The organism is Bradyrhizobium sp. KB893862 SZCCT0404, from assembly GCF_018130885.1.
GTDB lineage: Bacteria > Pseudomonadota > Alphaproteobacteria > Rhizobiales > Xanthobacteraceae > Bradyrhizobium > Bradyrhizobium stylosanthis.
In genome coordinates this window covers 1,518,812-1,542,780 of sequence record NZ_JAFCLT010000001.1, presented here as the reverse complement: position 1 = coordinate 1,542,780, position 23,969 = coordinate 1,518,812, and the positions used below count along the sequence as shown (strand labels likewise).

14 protein-coding genes are annotated in these 23,969 nt (G+C 65.5%); 13 read left to right on the top strand and 1 reads right to left on the bottom strand.

The window, feature by feature from the left end; translation table 11 throughout:
* Positions 1-143 precede the first annotated feature (143 nt).
* The 8 genes from JQ617_RS07655 (at position 144) to JQ617_RS07620 (ending at position 12,238) form a co-directional block, all read left to right on the top strand.
* Complete coding sequence (locus tag JQ617_RS07655) at positions 144-1,160, top strand: amino acid ABC transporter substrate-binding protein (protein ID WP_063683594.1); 1,017 nt, start codon at positions 144-146, stop codon at positions 1,158-1,160.
* A 26-nt stretch (positions 1,161-1,186) separates the two neighbouring features.
* The gene (locus JQ617_RS07650; protein WP_212025617.1) at positions 1,187-2,392 is read left to right on the top strand and encodes an amino acid ABC transporter permease; all 1,206 of its coding nucleotides are present in this window, start codon (positions 1,187-1,189) and stop codon (positions 2,390-2,392) included.
* Positions 2,389-3,894: an amino acid ABC transporter permease gene (locus tag JQ617_RS07645; RefSeq protein WP_212025615.1), complete on the top strand. Its 1,506-nt coding sequence runs from the start codon at positions 2,389-2,391 to the stop codon at positions 3,892-3,894. Before JQ617_RS07650 ends, JQ617_RS07645 begins: the two co-directional genes overlap by 4 nt.
* An 11-nt stretch (positions 3,895-3,905) precedes the next feature.
* Positions 3,906-4,643: an amino acid ABC transporter ATP-binding protein gene (locus JQ617_RS07640; RefSeq protein WP_063683592.1), complete on the top strand. Its 738-nt coding sequence runs from the start codon at positions 3,906-3,908 to the stop codon at positions 4,641-4,643.
* A gap of 96 nt (positions 4,644-4,739) precedes the next feature.
* Positions 4,740-6,977 carry an O-linked N-acetylglucosamine transferase, SPINDLY family protein gene (locus JQ617_RS07635; RefSeq protein WP_502754866.1) on the top strand — a complete coding sequence of 746 codons (2,238 nt, stop codon included), beginning with the start codon at positions 4,740-4,742 and terminating at the stop codon, positions 6,975-6,977.
* Positions 6,978-7,106: 129 nt separating this feature from the next.
* Positions 7,107-9,344, top strand: coding sequence for an O-linked N-acetylglucosamine transferase family protein (locus tag JQ617_RS07630; RefSeq protein ID WP_212025613.1), 2,238 nt, complete (start codon positions 7,107-7,109; stop codon positions 9,342-9,344).
* Entirely contained in the window at positions 9,341-11,578 is a 2,238-nt protein-coding gene (locus JQ617_RS07625) for an O-linked N-acetylglucosamine transferase, SPINDLY family protein (RefSeq protein WP_212025611.1), read from the top strand. The genes JQ617_RS07630 and JQ617_RS07625 overlap by 4 nt, the downstream gene beginning before the upstream one ends.
* Before the next feature lie 126 nt (positions 11,579-11,704).
* Complete coding sequence (locus JQ617_RS07620; protein ID WP_212025609.1) at positions 11,705-12,238, top strand: DUF805 domain-containing protein; 534 nt, start codon at positions 11,705-11,707, stop codon at positions 12,236-12,238.
* 13 nt (positions 12,239-12,251) lie between these two features.
* Here JQ617_RS07620 and JQ617_RS07615 read toward each other — a convergent pair whose 3' ends face one another.
* Positions 12,252-13,286: a cysteine synthase A gene (locus tag JQ617_RS07615; protein ID WP_212025607.1), complete on the bottom strand. Its 1,035-nt coding sequence runs from the start codon at positions 13,284-13,286 to the stop codon at positions 12,252-12,254.
* 660 nt (positions 13,287-13,946) lie between these two features.
* Between JQ617_RS07615 and JQ617_RS07610 the strand changes: the two genes are divergently transcribed.
* From JQ617_RS07610 to JQ617_RS07590, 5 genes are read left to right on the top strand one after another with little or no spacing between them, the layout of a single operon-like run.
* On the top strand, positions 13,947-15,431 hold the full coding sequence (locus JQ617_RS07610) for an efflux transporter outer membrane subunit (protein WP_212025605.1): 1,485 nt from the start codon (positions 13,947-13,949) through the stop codon (positions 15,429-15,431).
* Positions 15,421-16,836, top strand: a complete 1,416-nt coding sequence (locus JQ617_RS07605) for an efflux RND transporter periplasmic adaptor subunit (RefSeq protein WP_212025603.1) — start codon at positions 15,421-15,423, stop codon at positions 16,834-16,836. Before JQ617_RS07610 ends, JQ617_RS07605 begins: the two co-directional genes overlap by 11 nt.
* 36 nt (positions 16,837-16,872) lie before the next feature.
* The gene (locus JQ617_RS07600; protein WP_212025601.1) at positions 16,873-20,022 is read left to right on the top strand and encodes an efflux RND transporter permease subunit; all 3,150 of its coding nucleotides are present in this window, start codon (positions 16,873-16,875) and stop codon (positions 20,020-20,022) included.
* Positions 20,022-23,129, top strand: coding sequence for an efflux RND transporter permease subunit (locus tag JQ617_RS07595; RefSeq protein WP_212025600.1), 3,108 nt, complete (start codon positions 20,022-20,024; stop codon positions 23,127-23,129). Before JQ617_RS07600 ends, JQ617_RS07595 begins: the two co-directional genes overlap by 1 nt.
* Positions 23,130-23,166: 37 nt before the next feature.
* The gene (locus tag JQ617_RS07590) at positions 23,167-23,901 is read left to right on the top strand and encodes a tRNA-uridine aminocarboxypropyltransferase (RefSeq protein WP_212025598.1); all 735 of its coding nucleotides are present in this window, start codon (positions 23,167-23,169) and stop codon (positions 23,899-23,901) included.
* The last annotated feature ends 68 nt before the right edge of the window (positions 23,902-23,969 follow it).

Below are 23,969 nucleotides of genomic sequence, written 5' to 3'. Positions count from 1 at the left end.
CGTGGATTAAGGTATGGCCTCCCGATATCGGCGGGTGTTCGGCAAGGCTTCCCAGCATGACTCTTGCAAGGCTACCCCCCGGCAGAGACGATCCCAAAGACAACATTCCTGACCTTGAGACGACCTTGAAAGGCCTTTAGCCCATGAAACGCGTAACCTTGGCTCTTACCCTCGCTCTCGCCGCCGGCCTGTCCGCCCAGGCTGCCGATGCGCAAACGCTCAAGACGATCAAGGATCGGGGCACGCTCTCCTGCGGCGTCAGCCAGGGCCTGCCGGGTTTCTCCTCGCCCGACGACAAGGGCAACTGGACCGGCCTCGACGTCGACGTCTGCCGTGCCATCGCGGCCGCCATCTTCAACGACCCGTCCAAGGTCAAGTACGTGCCGACCTCGGCCAAGGACCGCTTCACCGCGCTGCAGTCCGGCGAAATCGACGTGCTGTCGCGCAACACCACCTGGACCATCTCGCGCGACACCTCGCTCGGCGCCAATTTCACCGGCGTGACCTATTACGACGGGCAGGGCTTCATGGTGAAGAAGTCGCTCAAGGTGAATTCGGCGCTGGAACTGAACAGCGCCTCGGTCTGCGTGCAGACCGGCACCACCACGGAGCAGAACCTCGCCGACTACTTCAAGGCCAACAACATGAAGTACGAGGTGATCGCGTTCGGCACCAACGACGAGACCGTCAAGGCCTATGAGGCCGGCCGCTGCGACGTCTTCACCACCGACCAGTCCGGCCTCTACGCCAACCGCCTCAAGCTCGCCAATCCCAACGACCACATGGTGCTCCCCGAGATCATCTCGAAGGAGCCGCTCGGCCCGATGGTGCGCCACGGCGACGACCAGTGGTTCGACATCGTGAAATGGACGCTGTTTGCGATGGTCACGGCCGAAGAGCTCGGCATCACCTCCAAGAACGTCGACGAGAAGGCCAAGCTGGAGAGCCCGGAGCTGAAGCGCGTGCTCGGCACCGACGGCAATTTCGGCGAACAGCTCGGCCTGACCAAGGACTGGGTGGTGCGGATCGTGAAGGCGGTCGGCAATTACGGCGAGGTGTTTGACCGCAATGTCGGCGCCGGCTCGCCGCTCGCCATCAACCGCGGTCTCAACAATCTCTGGAACAAGGGCGGTCTCCAGTACGCGCCCCCGATCCGCTGATCGCTCCTGATCAGCAGCTCGCGGCGATGAGCACCGAGGCTCGAAAACCGCCGGCCCAGATCGCGCTGAAGATCAGGCGCATTCTGGGCGGCAAGGCAGGCTGGAACGGCGTTGCCGTCCAGTTTGCCTTCGCGGCGATCCTGGGCTGGATCGGCTATGAAATCGTCTCCAATGCCCGCGCCAACCTCGAGAACCAGCACATCGCCGCCGGCTTCGGCTTCCTGCGGAACAATGCCGGCTTCGACGTCAACCAGACCCTGATCTCCTACACCGGCTCGGACACGTTCCTGCGCGTGTTCGTGGTCGGGCTCCTCAACACGCTCGTGGTCTCGGTGGTGGGCATCTTCTTCGCCACCGTGCTCGGCTTCATCGTCGCGCTGTGCCGGCTGTCGCCGAACTGGCTGCTGTCGCGGGTCGGCGAGATCTATGTCGAGATCATCCGCAACCTGCCGCTGCTGTTCCAGATCCTGTTCTGGTACCTCGCGGTGCTGGCGGCGCTGCCCAATCCGCGGCAGAGCATTTCGCTGCTCGGCGTCGCCTTCATCAGCAATCGCGGCCTCGTCATCCCCGCGCCGATCGGCGGCAGCGGCCTGATGCCGTTCCTGGCGGTGCTGGCGCTCGGCATCGTGGCCTCTCTGGCGCTGCGCTTCCATGCGCGGCGCGCGCTGTTCCAGCGCGGGCAGGTCATCCGCATCTGGCCCTATGTGCTGGGCCTGCTGTTCGGCCTGCCGCTCGCCACCATGCTGGTGTTCGGCTTGCCGTTCACGCTCGAGCTGCCGCAGCTCAAGGGCTTCAATTTCGCCGGCGGCTCGCGCATCATTCCGGAGTTCGTGGCGCTGACGCTGGCGCTGTCGACCTACACCGCCGCCTTCATCGCCGAGATCGTGCGCGCCGGCATCCTGTCGGTGCACAAGGGCCAGATGGAGGCGGGGTCTTCGCTCGGCCTCAGCCGCGGCGCCACGCTGCGCCTGATCGTGGTGCCGCAGGCGATGCGCGTCATCGTGCCGCCGCTGACCAACCAATATCTCAATCTCACCAAGAATTCGTCGCTGGCGGTCGCGATCGGCTATCCTGACCTCGTGTCGGTATGGGCCGGCACGTCGCTGAGCCAGACCGGGCAGGCGATCGAGATCATCGCGATGACGATGGGCGTCTATCTCTTGATCTCGCTACTCACCAGCGCGATCATGAGCGTCTACGGTTGGCGCGTCAGCCGGAGCCTGGGCGCATGAGCGATATGACCGCATCCGCCTATGTCCGCCAGGATCTCCTCACCGAGCGTCCCGCGCCGGTGAAGACGACAGGCTTCATCGGCCTGGTGCGCACGCGCCTGCTCAATTCGCCGACCAACATCCTGATCACCATCGTCAGTGCCCTGTTGCTCTGGTTCACCATCGTTCCCAGCGTCAAGTTCCTGTTCGTGGACGCGGTCTGGACCGGCACGGACCGCACGGCGTGCCTGACCGAGAACGGTGCCTGCTGGCCGTACATCCAGGCCAAGCTGCCGCAACTGATCTATGGCTTCTATCCCGAGGCCGAGCGCTGGCGCGTCAACCTCACATTCGCGCTTGCCGCGGTCCTGCTGGTGCCGATGCTGGTGCCCCGCCTGCCGGCGAAGGCGATCAACGCCAGCCTGTTCTTCTTCGCCTTTCCCGTCGTCGCATTCTTCCTGCTGCATGGCGGCGGCATCTCGGGCTTCGGCCTGAGCTGGACCGCCGGCCTGCTGCAATTGTTCGACGACAGCATCATCGGCGCCGGGCAGGTCCTGCTCAGTCTCAGCAAGACCTCGGCCATCGCGCCGCTGCTGTGGGTGCTCGGCAGTCTCATCGTGCTGGTCGGCAAGGCGATCTACTGGCTGATCTTTCCGCTGACCTGGCTGCGTGACCAGCTCGAGGCCTCGGGCCAGTCGGTCTGGGCCGACTTCACCATCACGACCGCCGTCGTGTCCCTTATCGCTTTCGTGTTGGGCGGCGGCGTGCGCACGGGATGGCGTCCGCTGGCGTGGAGCCTCGCCACGTTCGCCGCCATCGCGATCGTGATCAAGCTGATGGGGCTCGACCACGGCGGACTGTCCGTCGTGCAGACACGGCTCTGGGGCGGGCTTCTGGTGACGCTGGTGGTCTCCGTCGCCGGCATCGTCACCTCGCTGCCGATCGGCATTGCGCTCGCGCTCGGCCGCCGCTCCAGCATTCCCCTGATCCGGATATTCTCGATCGCCTTCATCGAGTTCTGGCGCGGCGTGCCGCTGATCACCGTGCTGTTCTTCGCCACCTACATGCTGCCCCTGTTCCTGCCGGGCAATTTCACGGTCGACGGCCTCGTCCGCGCCCTGATCGGCATCGCGCTGTTCACCGGCGCCTACCAGGCCGAGAACGTCCGGGGCGGGCTTGCCGCGATCCCGCGCGGGCAGGGCGAGGCCGCCGCCGCGCTGGGATTGTCCTGGTGGAAGACCACCTCCCTGATCGTGCTGCCGCAGGCGCTGCGCCACGTCATCCCGAACCTCGTCAACAGCTTCATCTCGCTGTTCAAGGACACCTCGCTGGTTTCGATCGTGGCGCTGTTCGATCTCTTGGGATCGCTGCGCGCCTCGTTCGCCGATCCGAAATGGTCGGCGCCCTCGACGCTGTTCACCGGCTTTGCCTTTGCGGGTATCATCTATTTCCTGTTCTGCTTTGGAATGTCGCGCTACTCGCTGTTCGTCGAGCACCGTCTCAACGCCCACCGTCGCAACTGATCGAGGCCATCATGTCCGACCCCATCGTCAAGATTACCGGCCTGAACAAATGGTACGGCGACTTCCACGTCCTGCGCGACATAGACCTCGAGGTCCGCAAGGGAGAGCGCATCGTGATCTGCGGCCCCTCGGGCTCCGGCAAGTCGACGCTGATCCGCTGCATCAACGCGCTGGAGGAGTTCCAGGAGGGCGAGATCGTCGTCGACGGCATCGAGCTCGGGCCGAACCTCAAGCACATCGATGCCGTGCGCCGCGAGGTCGGCATGGTGTTCCAGAGCTTCAACCTGTTCCCGCACCTCACGGTGCTCGACAACTGCACGCTGGCCCCGATCTGGGTGCGCAACATCCCCAAGCGGGATGCCGAGGCGACCGCGATGAAATTCCTGGAGCGGGTCAAGATCCCGCACCAGGCCAACAAGTTCCCGGGCCAGATGTCCGGCGGCCAGCAGCAGCGCGTCGCGATCGCCCGCGCGTTGACCATGAACCCGAAGGTGATGCTGTTCGACGAGCCGACCTCGGCGCTCGACCCCGAGATGGTCAAGGAGGTGCTCGACACCATGGTCGACCTCGCCGAAGAGGGCATGACCATGCTGGTCGTCACCCACGAAATGGGTTTTGCCCGCGAGGTCGCCAACCGCGTCGTGTTCATGGACGCCGGCCAGATCATCGAGGCCAACACCCCGAACGAGTTCTTCGCCAGCCCGCAGCATGCCCGCACCAAGTTGTTCCTGAGCCAGATCCTGCGGTAACTGCCTGCCGCCTGGCGGCCCTGCGGGACTGCGCCACCAGCTTCGCACCATCCGAATCACTTGTCTCTTCTTCGGACCAGATTCCGGAGAGAGACCTTGAGCAGTGTCGGCGCACGCGCATACCAGGCTGCGCGCCTGGAGAAGAAGCTGAGGAAGCAGGCGGACGCCGTCATGTCGATCGCGATTGAGGCGATCGGGCAGGGTAATCTTGCCGAGGCCGAGATCCTCTGCCGCGAGATCCTGAAAGAGGTTCCGGATCACTTCCACGCCACGCACGTGCTCGGCCTGCGGGCATTCGACGGCGGGCACTTCGAGGACGCGCAATTCCTGCTCGAGCGCGCGATCATGCTCGATCCGCGTTCGCCCGATGCGCACAGCAATCTCGGGGCCGTGTATTTCGCGCTCGAGAAGTACAAGGACGCCCGCGCGTGCCAGGAAAAGGCCATTGCGCTGAAGCCGAATTGCGCGACCAGCCTTACCAATCTCGGCAATACGATGCTGCACATGGGCCTCGCCAAGGAGGCAATCGCGCTGCACGAGCGCGCCCTCAGGCTGAAGCCGGACTATGCCGATGCGTTCTGCAACCGCGGCATGGCGGAACTGATGATCGGCGAGTTCGAGCGCGCCGGTCAGAACTTCGATCGCGCCCTGTCGCTTCAGCCGCGTCACGCGGAAGCGATCGCCGGCAAGGGCATGGTGTGCCTCGAGCTCCGGCATTTCGAGCAGGCGGAAGCCGCCCTCGATCTGGCACTGGCGCTCAAGCCGGGCTCGCCGCGCATTCTGGTGCAACGCGGACGGCTCTATCTGACCCTGTCCCGGCTGCAGAAGGCTGCGGAGGATTTCGACGCCGCACTGGCGCAATCGCCGCGGAACGAGCTCGCGCTGTGCTGGCGGGCGCAAGTCGACATCATGGTGCGGAACACGGCGGGGGCGATGGCGGGCGTCAAGACCCTGCTCGAGGTCAATCCGCAGTCCGAGGCGGGCATGGCGCTGCTGGCCGCCTGCTATGCGAACCAGGGCGACATCGCGACCGCGCTCGTGCATCTCGATGCGGCGCTGGCGATCGCGCCGGATTTCCCCGAGGCCATCGGATACAAGATCTTCGTGCTCGACTACCTGCCGGAGGCCGATTTCGTGATCCAGCAGGCGGCGCGGAAATACTGGTGGGACCAGATCGGCGCCAAGCTTCCGCAACGGACGCTGGGGCCGCGCAATCTCGATCCGGACAGGCAGATCGTGGTCGGCTATGTCGCTTCCGAATTCAGGCAGCACTCGGCGGCGTATTCGCTGCTGCCGGTGCTGCGCCATCACGATCGCGCCGACTTCAAGATCGTCTGTTATTCCTGCTGGCCGCTGCAGGACGAGATGACCGAGAAGTTCAAGGCCTGCGCCGACGTCTGGGTCGAGGCCGCGCAGTTCTCGGACGACGAGTTGGCCGATCGCATCCAGGCCGACGGCATCGACGTCCTGATCGACGTCTCCGGGCATACGACCGGCAGCCGCCTCCATATGTTCGCGCGCAAGCCGGCCCCCATCCAGGTCACGGGCTTCGGGCATGCCACCGGAACCGGCCTGCAGACCATGGACTACGTGCTCGCGGACCCGACGTTCATTCCGCACTCGGCGCGCCACCTGCTGGCCGAGAAGGTCCACGATTTGCCCTGCCTGATCACGATCGATCCCATCCTGGACGTGCCGCCTTCGGAGCTGCCCATGCTCCGCAACGGCTATGTGACCTTCGGCGTCTTCAACCGCATCTTCAAGATATCGGACGAGGCGATCCGGGTATGGTCGAAGGTGATGCGCCAGCTGACGGGATCGAAGATCATCATCAAGAACGGGCTCCTTGACGACCCCTTGCTGCGCGACCGCCTGGTCGCCCGGTTCGTGGCGCAGGGCATTGCCGAGGAGCACGTCATCTGCATGGGCACGACCCCGCGCAACGAGCATTTGCGGGCCTTTGCCAATGTCGACATCTCGCTCGATACCTTCCCGCAGAACGGCGGCATCAGCACCTGGGAATCCCTCTATGCGGGCGTGCCGGTCGTGGCCAAGCTCGGCAACGGTTCCTCAGCGCGGGCCGGCGGGTCGATCGTGGCGGCCGTCGGTCTTGGCGACTGGGTTGCCGAGGACGATGAGGGCTATGCCGCGATCGCGTGCAGATATGCCGCCCAGCCCGCGCATCTGGCCAAGCTGCGCGCGGAGCTGCCGGCCCAGATCGCCAATTCGCCGGCCGGCAACGTCGAGAGCTACACGCGCAGGATCGAGGCGGGGTATCGCCAGTTCTGGCGCGACTATTGTGCCTCGGCCTCGGCACGCGGCGAGGTGGCGTAGCCATCGGCTACGCCGGATCAGCGGACGCGAACACCGGGAAATTCCGGGGGCACGGCCGGTCCAGCCGGCCGGCTGGCCGGGCTGACGAATCAGTTAGACTCGTCTCGGGCCATCCTCCGGAGAGCAACCTTGCAGAACAGCGGCGCCGGCGCACGCGCATTCCAGAACGCGCGATTGCAGAAGAAATTGATGAAGCAGGCGGAGACGATCCTCTCCGCTGCGGCCGGCGCCTATGGCCAGGGACGATATGCCGAGACCGAGGCGCTCTGCCGCGAGATCCTCAAGGTGCTCCCCGAGCATATCGACGCCATTCACCTGCTCGGGATGTGTGCGCATGACGGCCGGCGCCTGGAGGAGGCGCGGGAGCTGCTCGAGCGCGTGATCGCGCTGGACCCGCGCCTGCACGATGCCCACAACAACCTCGCGACCGTGCATTTCGACCTCGGCAATCTCGAGGAGGCACGGCGGTGCCAGGAGAAGGCCATCGCGCTGAAACCGAATTTCGCGGTGGCGCTGACCAACCTCGGCAACACGCTGATGCATCTCGGCCAGTACGAAAAGGCGATCGAGCTGCACGACCGCGCCATCAAGATCAAGCCGGACTATGCCGACGCGCTCTGCAACCGCGGCATGGTCGAAATCGTGCTTGGCCAGATCATGCGCGCCAAGGAAAGCTTCGAGCGCGCCCTGCTGTTTCAGCCGCGTCACGCCGAGGCGATTGTCGGCAGCGGCATGGTCTGCTCGGAGCTCCGGCACTACGAGGAAGCGGCGGCCAAGTTTGCCATGGCGCTGACCATCAAGCCCGGCGCGCCGAGGATTCTGGCCCAGCGCGGGCGGCTCAGTTACGAGCTGCAGCAGCTGGAGCCCGCGCTCGCGGATTTCGAGGCGGCGCTTGCGATCTCGCCCAAGCTCGAGCTCGCGCTCCGGGGCAAGGCGCAGACCTGCCTCGTGATGGGAAGGACCGCGCAGGCGATGGCGGCGGCAACGGCCTTGATCGAGCAGAATCCGCGCTCCGAGATGGGCCTGGCCCTGATGGGCTTCTCCTATTCGAACCAGGGCGATATGGACACCGCGATCGAGTATCTCGATCGCGCGCTGGCGATCCGCCCGGCCTATGGCGATGCGATCAGGGGCAAGATCTTCCTGCAGGACTACCGCGCCGAGGCCGATTTCGTGGTCCAGCAGGCGGTACGACGAGACTGGTGGGATCTGATCGGCTCCAAGCTGCCGCGGCGGACGCTGGCGAAGCGGCCGCTCGATCCGGACAAGCAGATCGTGGTCGGCTATGTCGCGGCCGAATTCCGGCAACACTCGGCAGGCCTCACCCTGCTGCCGGTGCTGCGCAATCACGATCACGCCAACTTCAAGATCATCTGCTATTACTCATGGCCGGGCTCGGACGAGTACACGGCCTGGTTCAAGGAGATGGCGGACGTCTGGGTCGACGCCTGGGGTCTTTCGGACGAGGAGCTCGCCGATCGCATTCAGGCCGACGATGTCGACATCCTGATCGACGTGTCGGGCCACACGACCGGCAACAGGCTGCAGGTCTTTGCGATGAAGCCGGCGCCGATCCAGGCCACCGGCTTCGGCCACGCGACGGGCACCGGCATGCAGACCATGGACTATGTGCTCGCGGATCCCGTTTTCATTCCGCCGTCAGTCCGGCATCTGTTTCCCGAGAAAATCCACGATCTGCCATGCCTGATCACGATGGAGCCGGTCACGAATCTGCAGCCGACCGAGCTGCCGATGCTGCGCAACGGCTATGTCACCTTCGGCGTGTTCAACCGTATCTACAAGATTTCGGATCAGGCAATCGGCGTCTGGTCACGCCTGATGCGGGAGTTGCCGGGATCGAAGATCATCCTCAAGCACGGTCTGCTCGATGATCCCCTGCTGCGCGACAGCCTCGTTGCACGCTTCGTGGCGCAGGGCATTGCCGAGGAGAATATCACCTGCCTCGGCACCACCTCGCGCGACGACCACCTGCTGGCTTTCGGGCAGATCGATATATCCCTCGACACGTTCCCGCAAAACGGCGGCATCAGCACCTGGGAGTCGCTCTACAAGGGCGTTCCCGTCGTGGCCAAGCTCGGCAACGGTGCTTCCTCGCGCGCCGGCGCCTCCATCGTGGCCTCCGTCGGTCTCGGTGACTGGGTCGCCGAAGATGACGAGGGCTATATCGAGATCGCCCGCAAATTTGCCTCGCAGCCCGCGCTTCTGGCGCAGCTGCGCGCGGGCTTGCCCGCTCAGATCGCAGCGTCGCCCGCCGGCAATGTCGAGATCTACACGCGTGAGCTCGAGGCTGGCTATCGCAAGTTCTGGCGCGACTATTGTGCCGCGGCCTCCGGAGAGACAATTTGAGCAGCGCCAGCGCGCGCGCATTCCAGAATGCGCGATTGCAGAAGAAATTGAAGAAGCAGGCGGACGCCATCATCTCTGCTGCGTCGAGCGCCTTTGGCCAGGGCAGGCATGCGGAGACCGATGCGCTCTGCCGCCAGGTCTTGCAGGCGATTCCGGATCATTTCGACGCCTTGCATTTTCTCGGACTGTGCGTGCAACAAAGCGGGCGCCTCGACGAAGCTCAACAGTTGCTCGAGCGCGCGATCGCGATCGATCCGCGTTCGCACGAGGCTCATAACAACCTCGCGACCGTGTACTTCGTCCTTCAGAACTTCGAAGCGGCCCGCGCCTGTCAGGAGAGGGCGATCGCGCTGAAGCCGAACTTTGTGCCGGCCCTGGTCGGTCTCGGCAATACCTTGCTTCAGATGAAGCTGCGCGAGCAGGCTATCGAGATGTACGATCGCGCCATCGCCCTGAAGCCCGACCATGCCGATGCGATCTGCAATCGTGGCCTGGCCGAGTTGGCGCTGGGCCAGTTTGAGCGCTCCAGGCAAAGCTTGGAGCGCGCTCTGTTGTTTCAACCGCGCCACGCCGAGGCGCTCGCCGGCAAAGGCGTGGTCAGCATCGAGCTCAAGCATTTCGATGAGGCGGAAGCCGCGCTCGCAGCGGCGCTCGCGATCAGGCCCGGTTCGGCGAAGATCCTGGCGCAGCGTGGGCGGCTCAGTTACGAGTTGCAACGCCTGGAGCCGGCGCTAGCGGATTTCGAGGCGGCGCTTGCGATTTCGCCCAGGCTCGAGCTGGCGCTCCGGGGCAAGGCACAGGTCTGCCTCACGATGGGAAAGACCGCGCAGGCGATGGCCGCCGCCGCAGCCTTGATCGAGGGAAATCCGCGCTCGGAGGTGGGGCTGGCGATGATGGGCTTTGCTCATTCGAACCAGGGAGAAATGGACGCCGCAATCGAGTATCTCGATCGCGCGCTGGCGATCCGCCCGGACTATGGGGATGCGATCACGGGAAAGATCTTCCTTCAGGACTTCCGCGCCGAGGCCGATTTCGCGATCCAGCAGGCGGTACGGCGAGATTGGTGGGACTTGATCGGCTCCAAGATACCGCGGCGGAAGCTGCAAGAGCGATCGCTTGATCCGGACAGGCAGATTGTGGTCGGCTACGTCGCCGCCGAATTCCGGCAACACTCGGCAGGGCTCACCTTGCTGCCGGTCCTGCGCCAGCATGATCGCGAGAGCTTCAAGATCAACTGCTATTCGTGCTCGCCGTCACGAGACGAGCTGACCGCCAAGTTCAAATCGTTGGCAGACGTCTGGGTCGATGCCTGGCAGCTTTCGGACGACGAGCTGGCCGATCGCATCGAGGCCGACAAGGTCGATATCCTGATCGACGTATCAGGGCATACGACCGGCAACAGGTTGCCTGTCTTCGCCCGGAAGCCGGCCCCGATCCAGGCCACCGGTTTCGGGCACGCCACAGGCACGGGCCTTCGGACCATGGACTATGTGCTCGCGGACCCTGTCTTCATTCCGCAATCGGCACGGCATCTGTTGGCCGAAAAGGTCTTTGACCTGCCGTGCCTGAACACGATCGATCCGATCCTGGATGTGCCGCCTTCGGAGCTTCCCATGCTCCGCAACGGCCATGTGACCTTCGGCGTGTTCAACCGCGTCAACAAGATCTCGGACGAGGTCAGCCGCGTATGGGCGAAAGTGATGCGCGAGGTGAGCGGATCGAAGATCATCATCAAACATACCCTGCTTGACGATGCATTGGTGCGCGACGGCCTGATCGCACGCTTTGTGGCGCAAGGCATTGCCGAGGAGGACATCACTTGCCTCGGCACCACTTCGCGCGACGACCACCTGCTGGCCTTCGGGCAGGTCGATATTTCCCTCGATACGTTCCCGCAGAACGGCGGCATCAGCACCTGGGAGTCGCTCTACAAGGGCGTTCCTGTCGTGGCCAAGCTCGGCAATGGTGCCTCCTCGCGCGCCGGCGCCTCCATCGTGGCCTCCGTCGGGCTCGGCGATTGGGTCGCCGAGGATGACGAGGGCTATATCGAGATCGCCCGCAGATTTGCCTCGCAGCCCGAGCTTCTGGCGAAGTTGCGCGCGGATCTGCCGGCCCGGATCGCAGCGTCACCCGCCGGCAATGTCGGGATCTACACGCGTGAGCTCGAGGCAGGCTATCGCCGGTTCTGGCGCGACTATTGCGCCGCCGCTGCCGGGCAAGGCGAGGGCGCCTGACCCAGCCGATCCCCGGGGGCGAACGCCCAAATTAGCTTTCGGGAAACCATGCGCGGCTGCGCGGCCGCGCCGTTTCACGGCTCCGAAAGCTCTTTCTGTGCATATGGCGCCAAATAGGGTGCGCCAATGCTCGGTTTCCTGTTCGGCTTCAATGCGCGTCTCGGACGCTTGCACTTCTTCCTCGCGACGATCGCGCTTGCGGTCGTGATGACGGCGATCTGCTTTGCGATCGCGATGGCTGTCTTTCACGATACGTCGCCCGCCCTGATCCGGCCGGAAGATCTGCTGAAGAACCGGGCGGTCATCGCCGCGATGGTGCTGTTCGGATTGTCGACCTTCATGCTGCAATCGATGCGCATCCGCGACATCGGCTGGGACCCGGTTTGCGTGGTGCCGGCCTGGATCGCGCTGATGGTCGTCGATCACGTCGTCGCCGGCCGGTTTCCGGCCTGGGCCATCGGTGGGGAGCACCAGGGCACGGCCGTCGGCGCGCTGGTCAATCTCGTGCTGATCCTGGCGCTCACGTTCTGGCCGAGCGCCGGCAGCGAAGGCTCTTATGCCAACCCCTTCCAGTCGCGCCCGCAGGCGGCGCCGCCGTCACTGACGAACGAGCGCCTGGCGCGCGTGTCGCAGGGTGCGCAGCGTCCGACCTGGAGCTGATCGGCTTCGTGCTTTAGACGAAGGGCGGCTTGATGTTGCTGCGCTTCTCCAGCCATTCCGGCACCGGAAGGTTCTTGGCGCGCATGAAGTCCGCGTTGAACAGCTTGGACTGGTAGCGGCTGCCGGAATCGCACAGCACGGTGACGATCGTCTTGCCGGGCCCGAGCTGTTTTGCGAGACGCATTGCGCCCACGATGTTGATGCCGGTGGAGCCGCCGAGGCACAGGCCTTCGTGCTGGAGCAGCTCGTAGATCATCGTCACCGCTTCGGCATCGGGAATGAGATAGGCGTCATCGACCTTCGCGCTCTCGACGATCGCGGTCGAGCGGCCGAGCCCGATGCCTTCGGTGATGGAATCGCCGGGGGTAGCCTTGGCGGTCCCCGTCCTGAAATATTCATACATGCCGGCGCCGGCCGGATCGGCGCAGGCAATCCGGACGTCCTTGTTCTTTTCCTTCAGAAAGCGGCTGATGCCGGCGAGTGTGCCGCCGCTGCCGACCGAGCAGACGAAACCGTCGACCTTGCCGCCGGTCTGCTCCCAGATCTCAGGGCCGGTCGAGTCGTAATGGGCCTTGGCATTGTCGAGGTTGTTCCACTGGTCGGCGAACAGCACGCCGTTCGGCTCGGTCTTGCGCAGCTCGTCGGCGAGGCGGCGGCCGACATGCTGGTAGTTGTTCGGGTTGGCGTAGGGCAGGGCCGGCACCTCGATCAGCTCGGCGCCGCACAGCTTGAGAAAGTCTTTCTTCTCCTGGCTCTGCGTCTCCGGGATCACGATCAGCGTGCGGTAGCCGCGGGCACTGGCGACGACAGCGAGGCCAATGCCGGTATTGCCGGCGGTGGCTTCCACCACGAGACCGCCCGGCTTGAGCTCGCCGCGCTTCTCCGCTTCCAGGATCATCCATTTGCCGGCGCGGTCCTTCACCGACTGGCCGGGATTCATGAACTCGGCCTTGCCGAGGATGGTGCAGCCGGTCAATTCCGAGGCGCGCTTGAGCTTGATCAGCGGGGTGTTGCCGATGGCTTCGACAACGTTGGTTCGAAAGGTCATGTCGGGGGAAATCACTGGCAAAGGGTTGATCTGGCTGGCCAGAACCTAGTGCCTGGGAGCCCAAAGGGGAAGGCTTTTGCGCTGCGGCGAAGGCGGTGGGAATGGCCGGAGGAGCAGCCATATTCCGCAGCAAAGATCAGCGCGGGCAATGTGGGCTGTGGTGCTCGACATCAGTGGAATGATATGTCGCGCCAACGTCGGAGCGTGGAAGATAATGGTTTTCACCTGCGGCAGCCGGGTATCGCGCTCGAGCACGCGAGGTCCGCTTCCAGCGTAATGCGCCCGCGCGTCGCCATGGCGCTGCCGCCGCATGCAGCTCGTTGCCGGGCAGTGCAGGGGGATCGACGGCTTCTCTGCAGGTGTGGCTCCAATATCACATGAAATCTTGGTAAGCTTGAGCGCGGTTTGCGACGGCATCGAAAGCCGAGAAACCATTGCGAGACAGCCACATTTTGGATTTGCAAGGTCTCGCTTGGAAAGCAGGGCGCCCGTCAGTTCGCACCTGCGGGACTGTCCCGCTGTTCCGCGCCCGGCTAGTATGAAGCTCAAGGTTCCGCAGAAAGCATCACCTGTGCACGAGTTGCCGAAAGCCCCCCGACTGTCTGCCTGCGAATCGGTTAATCCGGCTCTGCGGTGGCGGTTCGATCTGCCCGGCGGGGGGTGGATGTGACACAGCATGTTCCGGCGATCGCCATGCGGCGGTCTTTGGGGTCTGCGTCCCGGACGCGTCGCACGGCGCGCTGGCTTGCAGTGGTGTGCCTTGCGGCAAGTTCAGGCGCCTGCGTGCTGACGCAGGATCTTCCCGATCCCGCGCTCGACGTTCCCACAAGTTACAAATATGCCGGGAAGGGCGATGCGCCGCCGTCGCTGGATTGGTGGCGCGGCTTCCGGTCCGCCGAACTGACGCAGTTGATGGAGGAGGCGCAGACCGTCAATCTCGACATCGCGGCCGCCGTCGCGCGCATCGTCCAGGCTGACGCCCAGGCACGGCAGGCCGGTGCAGCGCTGTTGCCGAGCCTGTCGGGCGGCGGATCCGAAACCTATTCGCGCACCTCGGGCTCCTCGTCGTCCGGCCTCACCAATGGCGGGCGCGAGGTCGTCAACTATTCGGCTTCGCTCAGTGCGAGCTACCAGCTCGACTTCTGGGGCCAGAACCGTGACGCGCTGCAGACGGCGGAAGAGACCGCGAACGCCAACCGTTTCGATCGCGATACGGTCGCGCTGACGACGCTGGCGAGCGTTGCCAACGCCTATTTCCAGGTGCTTGCCTCGCAGGATCGCATCAGGACCTCGCAGCGTAACATCGCGAGCGCGCAGCGCATCCTCGATGCGGTGAAGGAGCGCCGCAAGGCCGGCACCGGCACCGATCTCGACGTCGCGCAGCAGGAGAGCGTGCTCGCCAATCAGAAGGCGCTGGTGCCGCCGCTGCGCCAGACGCTGGATCAGAACCGGAATGCGCTCGCCGTGCTGGTATCGCGGCCGCCGGAGAGTGTGCGCATCGACGGCGGCTCGCTGAACAGCGTCGCGATCCCGCGCGTCACGCCCGGCCTGCCGTCGGAGATCCTGACGCAGCGGCCGGACATCCGCCGGCAGGAGGCGCAACTCGCCTCGGCGACCGCCAATATCGGCAACGCGCGTGCGCAGTTTTTCCCCACCATCCAGCTCACCGGCAATGGCGGCTATCAGAGCTCGGCGCTGGTCTCGCTGTTCCAGCCGCATGCAGCGTTCTTCCAGCTCGTCGGCAGCGCGACGCAGCCGATCTTCGACGGCGGCAAGATCCTGGGCAATTTCGAATTCGCCAAGGCGCGGCAGGACGAATTGCTGCAGACCTACCGCAAGACCATCGTCCAGGCTTTCACCGACGTCGACAACGCGCTGTTCTCGATCAGGCAAACCACGATCAAGCTGCAATTGCAGCGCGACGTCGTCGCCGCCTCGCGCCGTGCCTTCGACCTGTCGGAGCAGCAATTGCGCGCCGGCACCGCCGACATCGTTACCGTGCTCAACACCCAGCTGACGCTGTTCACGGCGGAAGACGCGCTGTCGCAGGCGCAACTCGCACGGCTACTCGCCATCGTCAGCCTGTATCAGGCGCTCGGCGGCGGCTGGGAGCCGCGAATGGAGAAACCGGTCAATGCTCTTTAAGCCGGATACGAAGGAAGGCGCGAAAGAGGGGACTGCGAAAAAATCGCGCGGCCGCGGCTTCGTCATGACCCTGATCACGCTCGCGATCCTCGGCGGCCTCTTCTATGTCGGCTGGACCGTCACGCATCAGCAGCAGGCGAACAACCGCAACCAGCGACCCGATCTGCCGGTACCCGTGCTGGCGGCGACCCCACGCATCCAGGACGTGCCGGTTTATCTCGACGGCGTCGGCGCGATCCGCGCGCTCAACACCGTGACCGTGCGCTCGCAGGTCGACGGCAAGCTGATCGCCGTGAATTTCACCGAAGGCCAGGACGTCAAAAAGGGCGACGTGCTCGGCGAGATCGATCCCGCGCTCTATCAGGCGACCTACGACCAGGCGGTCGCCAAGAAGGCGCAAGACCAGGCCCAGCTCGCCAACCAGCGCATCGACCTGACACGCTACGAGCAGCTGGCTGCCTCCAATGCCGGCTCCAAGCAGCAGGCCGACACCCAGCGCGCGCTGGTCGCGCAGACCGAGGCGCTGGTGAAGGCCGACCAGGCCGCGATCGACAATGCGGCGGCAACGCTGAGCTACACCAAGATCGTGGCGCCGCTGTCGGGACGCGCCGGCCTGCGTCAGGTCGACCAGGGCAACATCATCCACGCCTCCGACACCACGGGCCTTGTGGTGATCACGCAATTGCAGCCGATCGCGGTGTGGTTCAGCCTGCCGCAGCAGCAGATCATGCGCGTCAACGCGGCCGCAGCCAAGGGCTCGCTCGCGGTCGACGTGTTCGGCAATGACGGCGTCACCGTGATCGACACCGGCAAATTGACCGGCATCGACAACCAGGTCGACCAGACCACCGGCACGCTGAGGCTCAAGGCGGAATTCCCCAACGCCAATTACCAGCTCTGGCCCGGCCAGTTCGTCAATGTGCGCCTCAAGGTCGAGACCCTTGCGCAGGCGCTGGTGGTGCCGACCTCGGCGGTGCAGCGCGGCCCGATCGGGACCTTCAGCTATGTCATCGGCGAGGACAATGTGGTCTCGGCCAAGCCCGTAACGGTGACGCAGCAGAACGAGCATGACGCCGTGATCGCGAGCGGCCTGTCGCCGAACGACAAGGTCGTCACCACGGGCTTTGCCAATCTGTCCGACGGCTCCAAGGTGGTCGTCGGCCGCGACGATCAGACGCCGTCGGCCGATCTCGCCCCGCGCAAGCGATCGCGCGGGCCGGACGGCCAGAAGAAGGACGGGGCCAAGGAAGGCCAGAAGGACGGCCAGAAAGAGTGGCAGGGCAAGGACGGCGAGCATCGCGCCAAGCGCAGCAACAGTGAGGGCGACCAGAAGGGGCAGACTGGTCCGGCTCCGGGGCCCGCACCTGGGCCTGGCGCATCGGGATCTGGAGCCAAGCAGCCATGATCCCGACAACAGCCGCCTAGGCGGCAGGCAGATCCCATGGGTGTCTCCGAACCCTTCATCCGCCGGCCCATCGCGACCTCGCTGCTCGGCATCGCGCTGCTGATCGGCGGGCTGCTCGGCTATTTCTCGCTGCCGGTCTCGGCGCTGCCGCAGGTCGATTTCCCGACCGTGCAGGTGACGACGCAGCTGCCGGGCGCGAGCCCCGACGTGATCGCCTCGCTGATCACCGCGCCGCTGGAGCGGCAGCTCGGCCAGATCCCGTCGCTGTCGGCGATGAACTCGACGAGCTCGTACGGCGTCAGCCAGATCTCGCTGCAGTTCGACCTCAACCGCGACATCGACGGCGCGACGCAGGACGTCCAGGCCGCCATCAACGCGGCGGCCGGCGTGCTGCCCAAGACGCTGCCTTACCCGCCGACCTACGCCAAGGTGAACCCGGCCGACGCGCCGGTCATGACGCTGGCACTGCGCTCGGACACGATCTCGCTGCGGGCGATGAGCGACATCGCCGATACGCTCCTGGCGCAACGCTTGAGCCAGATCTCCGGCGTCGGCCGCGTCTCCGTGCTCGGCGGGCTGAAGCCGGCCGTGCGCATCCAGGCGGACCTGGCGCGGCTTGCGGCCTATGGCATCGCCATGGAGGATCTGCGCACCGCGATTGCCAATGCCAACGTGTCGGGACCGAAGGGCTCGCTCGACGGCGCCCAGCAATCCTACATCATCGCCGCCAACGACCAGATCGCCGCCGCCGAGGCCTACAAGCCCGTCATCATCGCCTACCGCAACGGCTCGCCGGTCACGATCGGCGACGTCGCGCAGATCGTCGACGGGCTCGAGAACGACCGCACCGGCGGCTGGTACCAGGGCTCGCCGGCCGTCATCATCGACATCCAGCGCCAGCCCGGCGCCAACGTCATCGACGTCGTCAGCCAGATCCGCGCCGAAATCCCGAAGGTCCAGCGCGCCATTCCGGCCGGCGTGAACCTCACCATCGTGTCCGACCGCACCGTCACCATCCGCGCCTCGGTGCGCGACGTGCAGTTCACGCTGGTCCTCAGCGTCGTGCTGGTGACGCTGGTGGTGCTGCTGTTCCTGCGCTCGTTGCGGGCCACGCTGATCGCGGGCGTCGCGCTGCCGCTGTCGCTGATCACCAGCTTCGGCATCATGTATTTCGCTGGCTTCAGCCTCGACAATCTGTCGCTGATGGCGCTCACGATCGGCACCGGCTTCGTCGTCGACGACGCCATCGTCATGATCGAGAACATCGTCCGCCACATGGAGAACGGCGACGGTCCGATGCAGGCCTCGCTGAAGGGTGCCAGCGAAATCGGCTTCACCGTGATCTCGCTGACGGTGTCGCTGATCGCCGTGTTCATCCCGCTGCTGTTCATGTCGGGTCTCGTCGGGCGCATGTTCCGCGAATTCGCGCTGACGCTGACGATCGCGGTCGTCACCTCGGCCGTGGTCTCGCTGACGCTGACACCGATGATGTGCTCGCGGCTGCTCAAGCATGCCCACGAGGAGCTGGCGGTGCCGGGCCTTGCCGCGATCAGCCGTTTCATCGATCGCACCGTGGAATTCTATCATCGTACGCTGCTGGTGGTTCTGCAGCACCAGCGCCTCACGCTGGTCGTGACCTTCGCAACGCTGATTGCGACCCTCGTTCTCTATGTCGTTGCGCCGAAGGGCTTCCTGCCGCTGCAGGACACCGCCTCGATCACGGCGGTGACGGAGGCGGGGCCCGACGTCTCGTTCGCGGAGATGCAGAAACGGCAGGCCGAGGCCGCCGACGCCATCAAGGCCGACCCCGACGTGGTCGGCGTGGTCTCCGTGATCGGCGCAGGCTCGGTCAACCCGACCACCAATGTCGGACGCCTGGTCATGACGCTCAAGCCGCGCGGCGAGCGGCGCGACGATGTCAGCGTGGTCGTGACGCGGCTGAAGGAGCGCGTGGCCGGCATTCCCGGCATGACGGTCTATTTCCAGCCGGTGCAGGACGTGCAGATCTCGACCCAGTCGAGCCGCTCGCAATACCAGTACACGCTGACCGGCACCGATGCGGCGCTGGTGTCCGAATGGGCGCGCAAGCTGGTCGCGGAGATGCGGCGCGATCCGTTGTTCCGCGACGTCTCCTCGGAGGCGCAGGAGGGCGGCCTGCGAGCCCAGCTCGATGTCGACCGCACCCGCGCCGGCCAGCTCGGTGTCAGCCTGCAGGCCATCACCGACACGCTGAACGACGCCTTCGCGCAGCGGCAGATCTCGACCATCTACGGCCAGGCCAACCAGTACCGCGTGGTGCTGGAGGCGCTGCCGATGTACCAGCGCGATCCCTCGATCCTGTCAAAACTCTATTTGCCGGGTGCCGCCAGCAGCACCGTCGGCGCGCCGAACGCCCAGGTGCCGCTCGACGCGGTGGCGACGCTGAAGCGCACCACGGCGCCGCTCGCGATCTCGCATCAGGCGCAGTTCCCGTCGGTGTCGCTCAGCTTCAACCTCGCGCCGGGCGCGGCGCTCGGCGATGCCGTCGAAGCCGTCAAGGCGATCGAGACCCGGATCGAGATGCCCAACAGCATCGTCGGCGTCTATGCCGGCGATGCCGCCGAATTCGCCAAGGCGCTCGCCGGACAGCCCTGGCTGCTGCTCGCCGCCGTAATCACGATCTACATCGTGCTTGGCGTGCTCTACGAGAGCTACATCCACCCGATCACGATCCTGTCGACGCTGCCCTCGGCCGGCGTCGGCGCGATCCTGGCGCTGGTGCTGTGCGGGCAGGACCTCTCGGTGATCGGCCTGATCGGCATCATCCTCCTGATGGGCATCGTCAAGAAGAACGCGATCATGATGATCGACTTCGCGCTGGAAGCCGAGCGCGGGCAGGGGATGTCGCCCAACGAGGCCATCGTGCAGGCCTGCCTGTTGCGCTTCCGCCCGATCATGATGACGACGCTGGCGGCGTTGTTCGGCGCGCTGCCGCTGGCGATCGAGAGCGGCACCGGCGCCGAGCTGCGCTTTCCGCTCGGCATCTCCATCATCGGCGGCCTGCTGCTGAGCCAGTTGCTGACGCTCTACACCACGCCCGTGATCTATCTCGCGCTCGACCGCATCAACCGCCGCCTCGAGCAGGCGCTGCCGCCGGCTGAATCCGGCGGCCCGCCGATCGCGGGTGCGACCGAGGGGATGCAGTGATGGTATCGATCTCGGAGCCCTTCATCCGGAGGCCCGTGGCGACCACGCTGCTGTCGATCGGGTTGTTCCTGCTGGGTGTCGTCGCCTACGAGTTCCTGCCCGTCGCCTCGGTCCCGAACGTCGATTTCCCCGCCATCTTCGTCTCGGCGAGCCGGCCGGGCGCCGATCCCTCCGTGATGGCAGCGACAGTGGCCTCGCCGCTGGAGCGGCGCCTCGGCGAGATCGCCGGCATCAACCAGATTACGTCCACGAGCTCGCTCGGCACCACCAGCATCCAGCTCCAGTTCGACATCGGCCGCAACATCGACAAGGCCGCGCGCGACGTGCAGGCCGCGATCAATGCATCATTGGTCGACCTGCCGAGCGACCTGCCGACCCTGCCGAAGTTCCGGAAGGCGAACACGGCCGGCGCGCCCGTCTTCGTTCTGGCGCTGACCTCGAAGACGTTGTCGGCCAGCGCGATCTACGACGTCGCCGATACCGTGCTGGCGCAGCGCATCTCGCAGGTGCCGGGCGTCGGCGACGTCACCGTGTCGGGCGCCGACCAGCCGGCGGTACGGGTACAGCTCAATCCGGTCGCGCTGTCGAACGCGGGCATCGCCACCGACGACGTCCGGACCGCCATCGTCAACGCCAATCCGCTCGGTCCCGTCGGCATCTTCAACGGCGAGCGCCAGAGCGAGACGCTGTCGCTGAACAAGCAGATGCGCACGGCGAAAGAGTTCCGCGACATCGTCATCAAGAGCTCGAACGGCAATTTCGTCCGGCTCGCCGACGTCGCCGACATCGAGGACTCCGTCCGCAACGCCCGCTCCATCGCCTGGTTCAACAAGCAGCCGGCGGTGCTGATCCAGATCACCAAGCAGGGCGACGCCAACGTCATCGACACCGTGGACCGGGTCAAGGCGCTGATCCCCGAGCTTAAGCAGTGGATTCCGGCCGGCGTGGACATCTCCACCCTGGTCGACCGCACCGGGACGATCCGCGCCAGCGTGCTCGACATGCAATGGACGCTGCTGGCGACCGCATTTCTGGTGATGGTCGTGGTGTTCGTGTTCCTGCGGCGGCTGACGCCGACGATCGCGGCCGGAATCTCGGTGCCGCTGGCGCTGGCCGGTACTTGCGCCGGCATGTGGGTCGCCGGCTTCTCGATCGACAATCTGTCGCTGATGGCGCTCGCCATCTCCGTCGGCTTCGTGGTCGACGACGCCATCGTCATGATCGAGAACATGTACCGCAATCTCGAGCACGGCATGCGGCCGTTCCAGGCGGCACAGGAGGGCGCGAAGCAGATCGGCTTCACCGTGGTCTCGATCAGCCTGTCGCTGATCGCGGCGTTCACGCCGCTGATCTTCATGGACGGGATCGTCGGCCGCCTCCTGCGCGAATTCTCGCTGACGCTGACCTTCGCGATCCTGGTCTCGACGCTGGTGTCGCTGACGGTGACGCCGATGATCTGCGCGCATTACATCCGCCAGACCACCTCCGGTACTGCGACGCTGTTCGACCGCATCATCGAGGGTTCGCTGACGCGCATCGTTGCCTTCTACGCCCGGACCTTGAGGACCGTGCTGGAATACCCGATGCTGACATTGCTGGTGTTCTTCGCCACGATCGGCCTCACCGTGACGCTCTACATCAAGGTCCCCAAGGGCTATTTCCCGACCGATGATTCCGGCTTCGTCATCGGCGCGACGCGCGCCTCGGCCGACATCTCGTTCCAGTCGATGCTGGGCCTGCAGCAGCGCCTCGCCGACATCGTGATGCAGGATCCGGCGGTGGCCGGCATCGGCTCGACCGTCGGCAGCGGAGGCGGGGGCCCGGGTGCGGCGACCTCGAACCGCGGCACCATGTTCATCAGCCTGAAGCCGCCCGAAGAGCGCGACCACGTCTCGACGCAGGTGGTGATCGATCGCCTGCGGCGCGCGCTCTATCCCGTGCCCGGCATCCGCCTCTTCATGTTCGCCGCCCAGGACGTGCGCGCCGGCGGACGGCAAAGCGATTCCGACTACCAGTACACCCTGACAAGCACCGACCTCGGCCTGCTCCAGAAATGGGCGCCGATCGTCGCCAAGCGCATGGAGAGCGTCGAGGGCATCACCGACATTTCCAGCGACCGCGATCCCGGCGGGCTGCAGCTGACGCTGTCGATCGACCGCCAGAAGGCATCGGCGCTCGGAGTCAAGGTCCAGGACATCGACAACGCGCTCAACAACGCGTTCTCGCAGCGGCAGATCTCGATCATCTACACCCAGCGCAACCAGTACATGACGGTGCTGGAGATCGATCCGAAATTCCAGGTCGATCCGTCCAACCTCGAACGCATCTACGTCGCCGGCGCCAACGACACGCAGGTGCCGCTGTCGGCCGTGGTGCATGCGACGCGCGGGCTTGCCGCGCTCGCGGTCTACCATTCGCAGTCGTTCCCCTCGACCACGGTGTCGTTCAACCTGCTGCCTGACGTGCCGCTCCAGACCGCCACGCAGAACATCCAGCGCGCGGTCGAGGAGCTGCACATGCCCGAGGGCATTCGCGGCAGCTTTGACGGCAATGCCGGCGATTTCGCCAGGACCAGTGGCCGGCAGCCGCTGCTGATCCTCGGCGCGCTGGTGGCGATGTATATCGTGCTGGGGGTGCTTTACGAGAGCCTTGCCCATCCGCTCACGATCATCTCGACGCTGCCTTCGGCTGGCCTCGGTGCGCTGCTGGCCTTGCAGATCACCAACACGCCGCTGACGGTGATCGCCTTCGTCGGCATCATCCTCCTGATCGGCATCGTCAAGAAGAACGGCATCATGATGGTGGACTTCGCGCTCGACGCGGAGCGCCAGCGCGGCCTGTCCTCGGCGGAAGCGATCTTCGAGGCCTGCCAGGCCCGCTTCCGGCCCATCCTGATGACGACGATGGCGGCGCTGTTCGCCGGCATCCCGCTGGTGATCGCAACCGGCCCCGGCACGGAGCTGCGGCGGCCGCTCGGCATCACCATCATCGGCGGCCTGTTCGTCTCGCAGATCCTGACGCTCTACACGACGCCCGTGATCTACCTGCTGGTCGACCGCCTGCGGCGGCGCTCCGAACCCCGTCCGGTCGCCGCGCCGGCGGAATAGGTTGTTGCGGCGCTGCGCGAAGCGTATAGCGGCGGCCATGTCGAACCCGTCCGAGACCGCGGCCGCCGCGCCCGAACCGATCCCCGAATGCCCGCACTGCCAGAAGCCGATGCCGCTGTGCATCTGCGACAGTGTCACGGCCATTGAAAACCGCCTCTCGCTCCTGATCCTGCAGCATCCGCAGGAGCAGGACAGGGCGCTCGGCACGGCGCGGCTGCTTGCACAACATTTCGAGGACGCCACGGTGCGGGTCGGCCTGTCCTGGCCAAGCCTGTCCAAGGCGCTGGGGCGGCCGGTCGAGAACGCCTCGCACTGGGCCGTGCTCTATCTCGGCTCGGCCCGGGCTGCCGACCTTGAGACCGAGGCCGAGATCGTTGCGCTTAACCGCAAGGGCGAGGTGGCTGACAAGCAGCGCGAGCGCCTCGGCAAGCTCGAAGGCGTGGTGCTGCTCGACGGCACCTGGAGCCAGGCCAAGGCGCTGTGGTGGCGCAATCCCTGGATGCTGAAATGCCAGCGCGTGATCCTCAACCCGTCGCGCCCATCGCGCTATGGCCGCCTGCGCAAGGAGCCGCGCAGCGACGGCCTCTCGACCATCGAAGCCGCCGCGACGCTGATGGCCGGTCTTGAGAAGCGTCCCGACATCGCCGAAACCCTGAACGCCAGCTTCGAGCGGATGCTGGCGCGCTACCGCGAGGTCCAGGCCGAGATGCCGGAACTGGCGCCAAAGCCGGCCGCGAAGGACCGCCGGCGCGATTTCCGGCGGCGCAAGTAAGCCTGACGTCGGCCACATCGGGAAGAGGCCGCCGCCGTCAAAGTCGGACGAAGGCGGTTGCCTAAGCC

Bases quoted from the DNA above. Each gene is read 5' to 3' on its own strand.
- JQ617_RS07590 (WP_212025598.1), top strand. From the start codon at position 23,167: ATGTCGAACCCGTCCGAGACCGCGGCCGCCGCGCCCGAACCGATCCCC.
- JQ617_RS07615 (WP_212025607.1), bottom strand. From the start codon at position 13,286: ATGACCTTTCGAACCAACGTTGTCGAAGCCATCGGCAACACCCCGCTG.
- JQ617_RS07620 (WP_212025609.1), top strand. From the start codon at position 11,705: ATGCTCGGTTTCCTGTTCGGCTTCAATGCGCGTCTCGGACGCTTGCAC.
- JQ617_RS07600 (WP_212025601.1), top strand. From the start codon at position 16,873: ATGGGTGTCTCCGAACCCTTCATCCGCCGGCCCATCGCGACCTCGCTG.
- JQ617_RS07640 (WP_063683592.1), top strand. From the start codon at position 3,906: ATGTCCGACCCCATCGTCAAGATTACCGGCCTGAACAAATGGTACGGC.
- JQ617_RS07605 (WP_212025603.1), top strand. From the start codon at position 15,421: ATGCTCTTTAAGCCGGATACGAAGGAAGGCGCGAAAGAGGGGACTGCG.
- JQ617_RS07645 (WP_212025615.1), top strand. From the start codon at position 2,389: ATGAGCGATATGACCGCATCCGCCTATGTCCGCCAGGATCTCCTCACC.
- JQ617_RS07655 (WP_063683594.1), top strand. From the start codon at position 144: ATGAAACGCGTAACCTTGGCTCTTACCCTCGCTCTCGCCGCCGGCCTG.
- JQ617_RS07595 (WP_212025600.1), top strand. From the start codon at position 20,022: ATGGTATCGATCTCGGAGCCCTTCATCCGGAGGCCCGTGGCGACCACG.
- JQ617_RS07650 (WP_212025617.1), top strand. From the start codon at position 1,187: ATGAGCACCGAGGCTCGAAAACCGCCGGCCCAGATCGCGCTGAAGATC.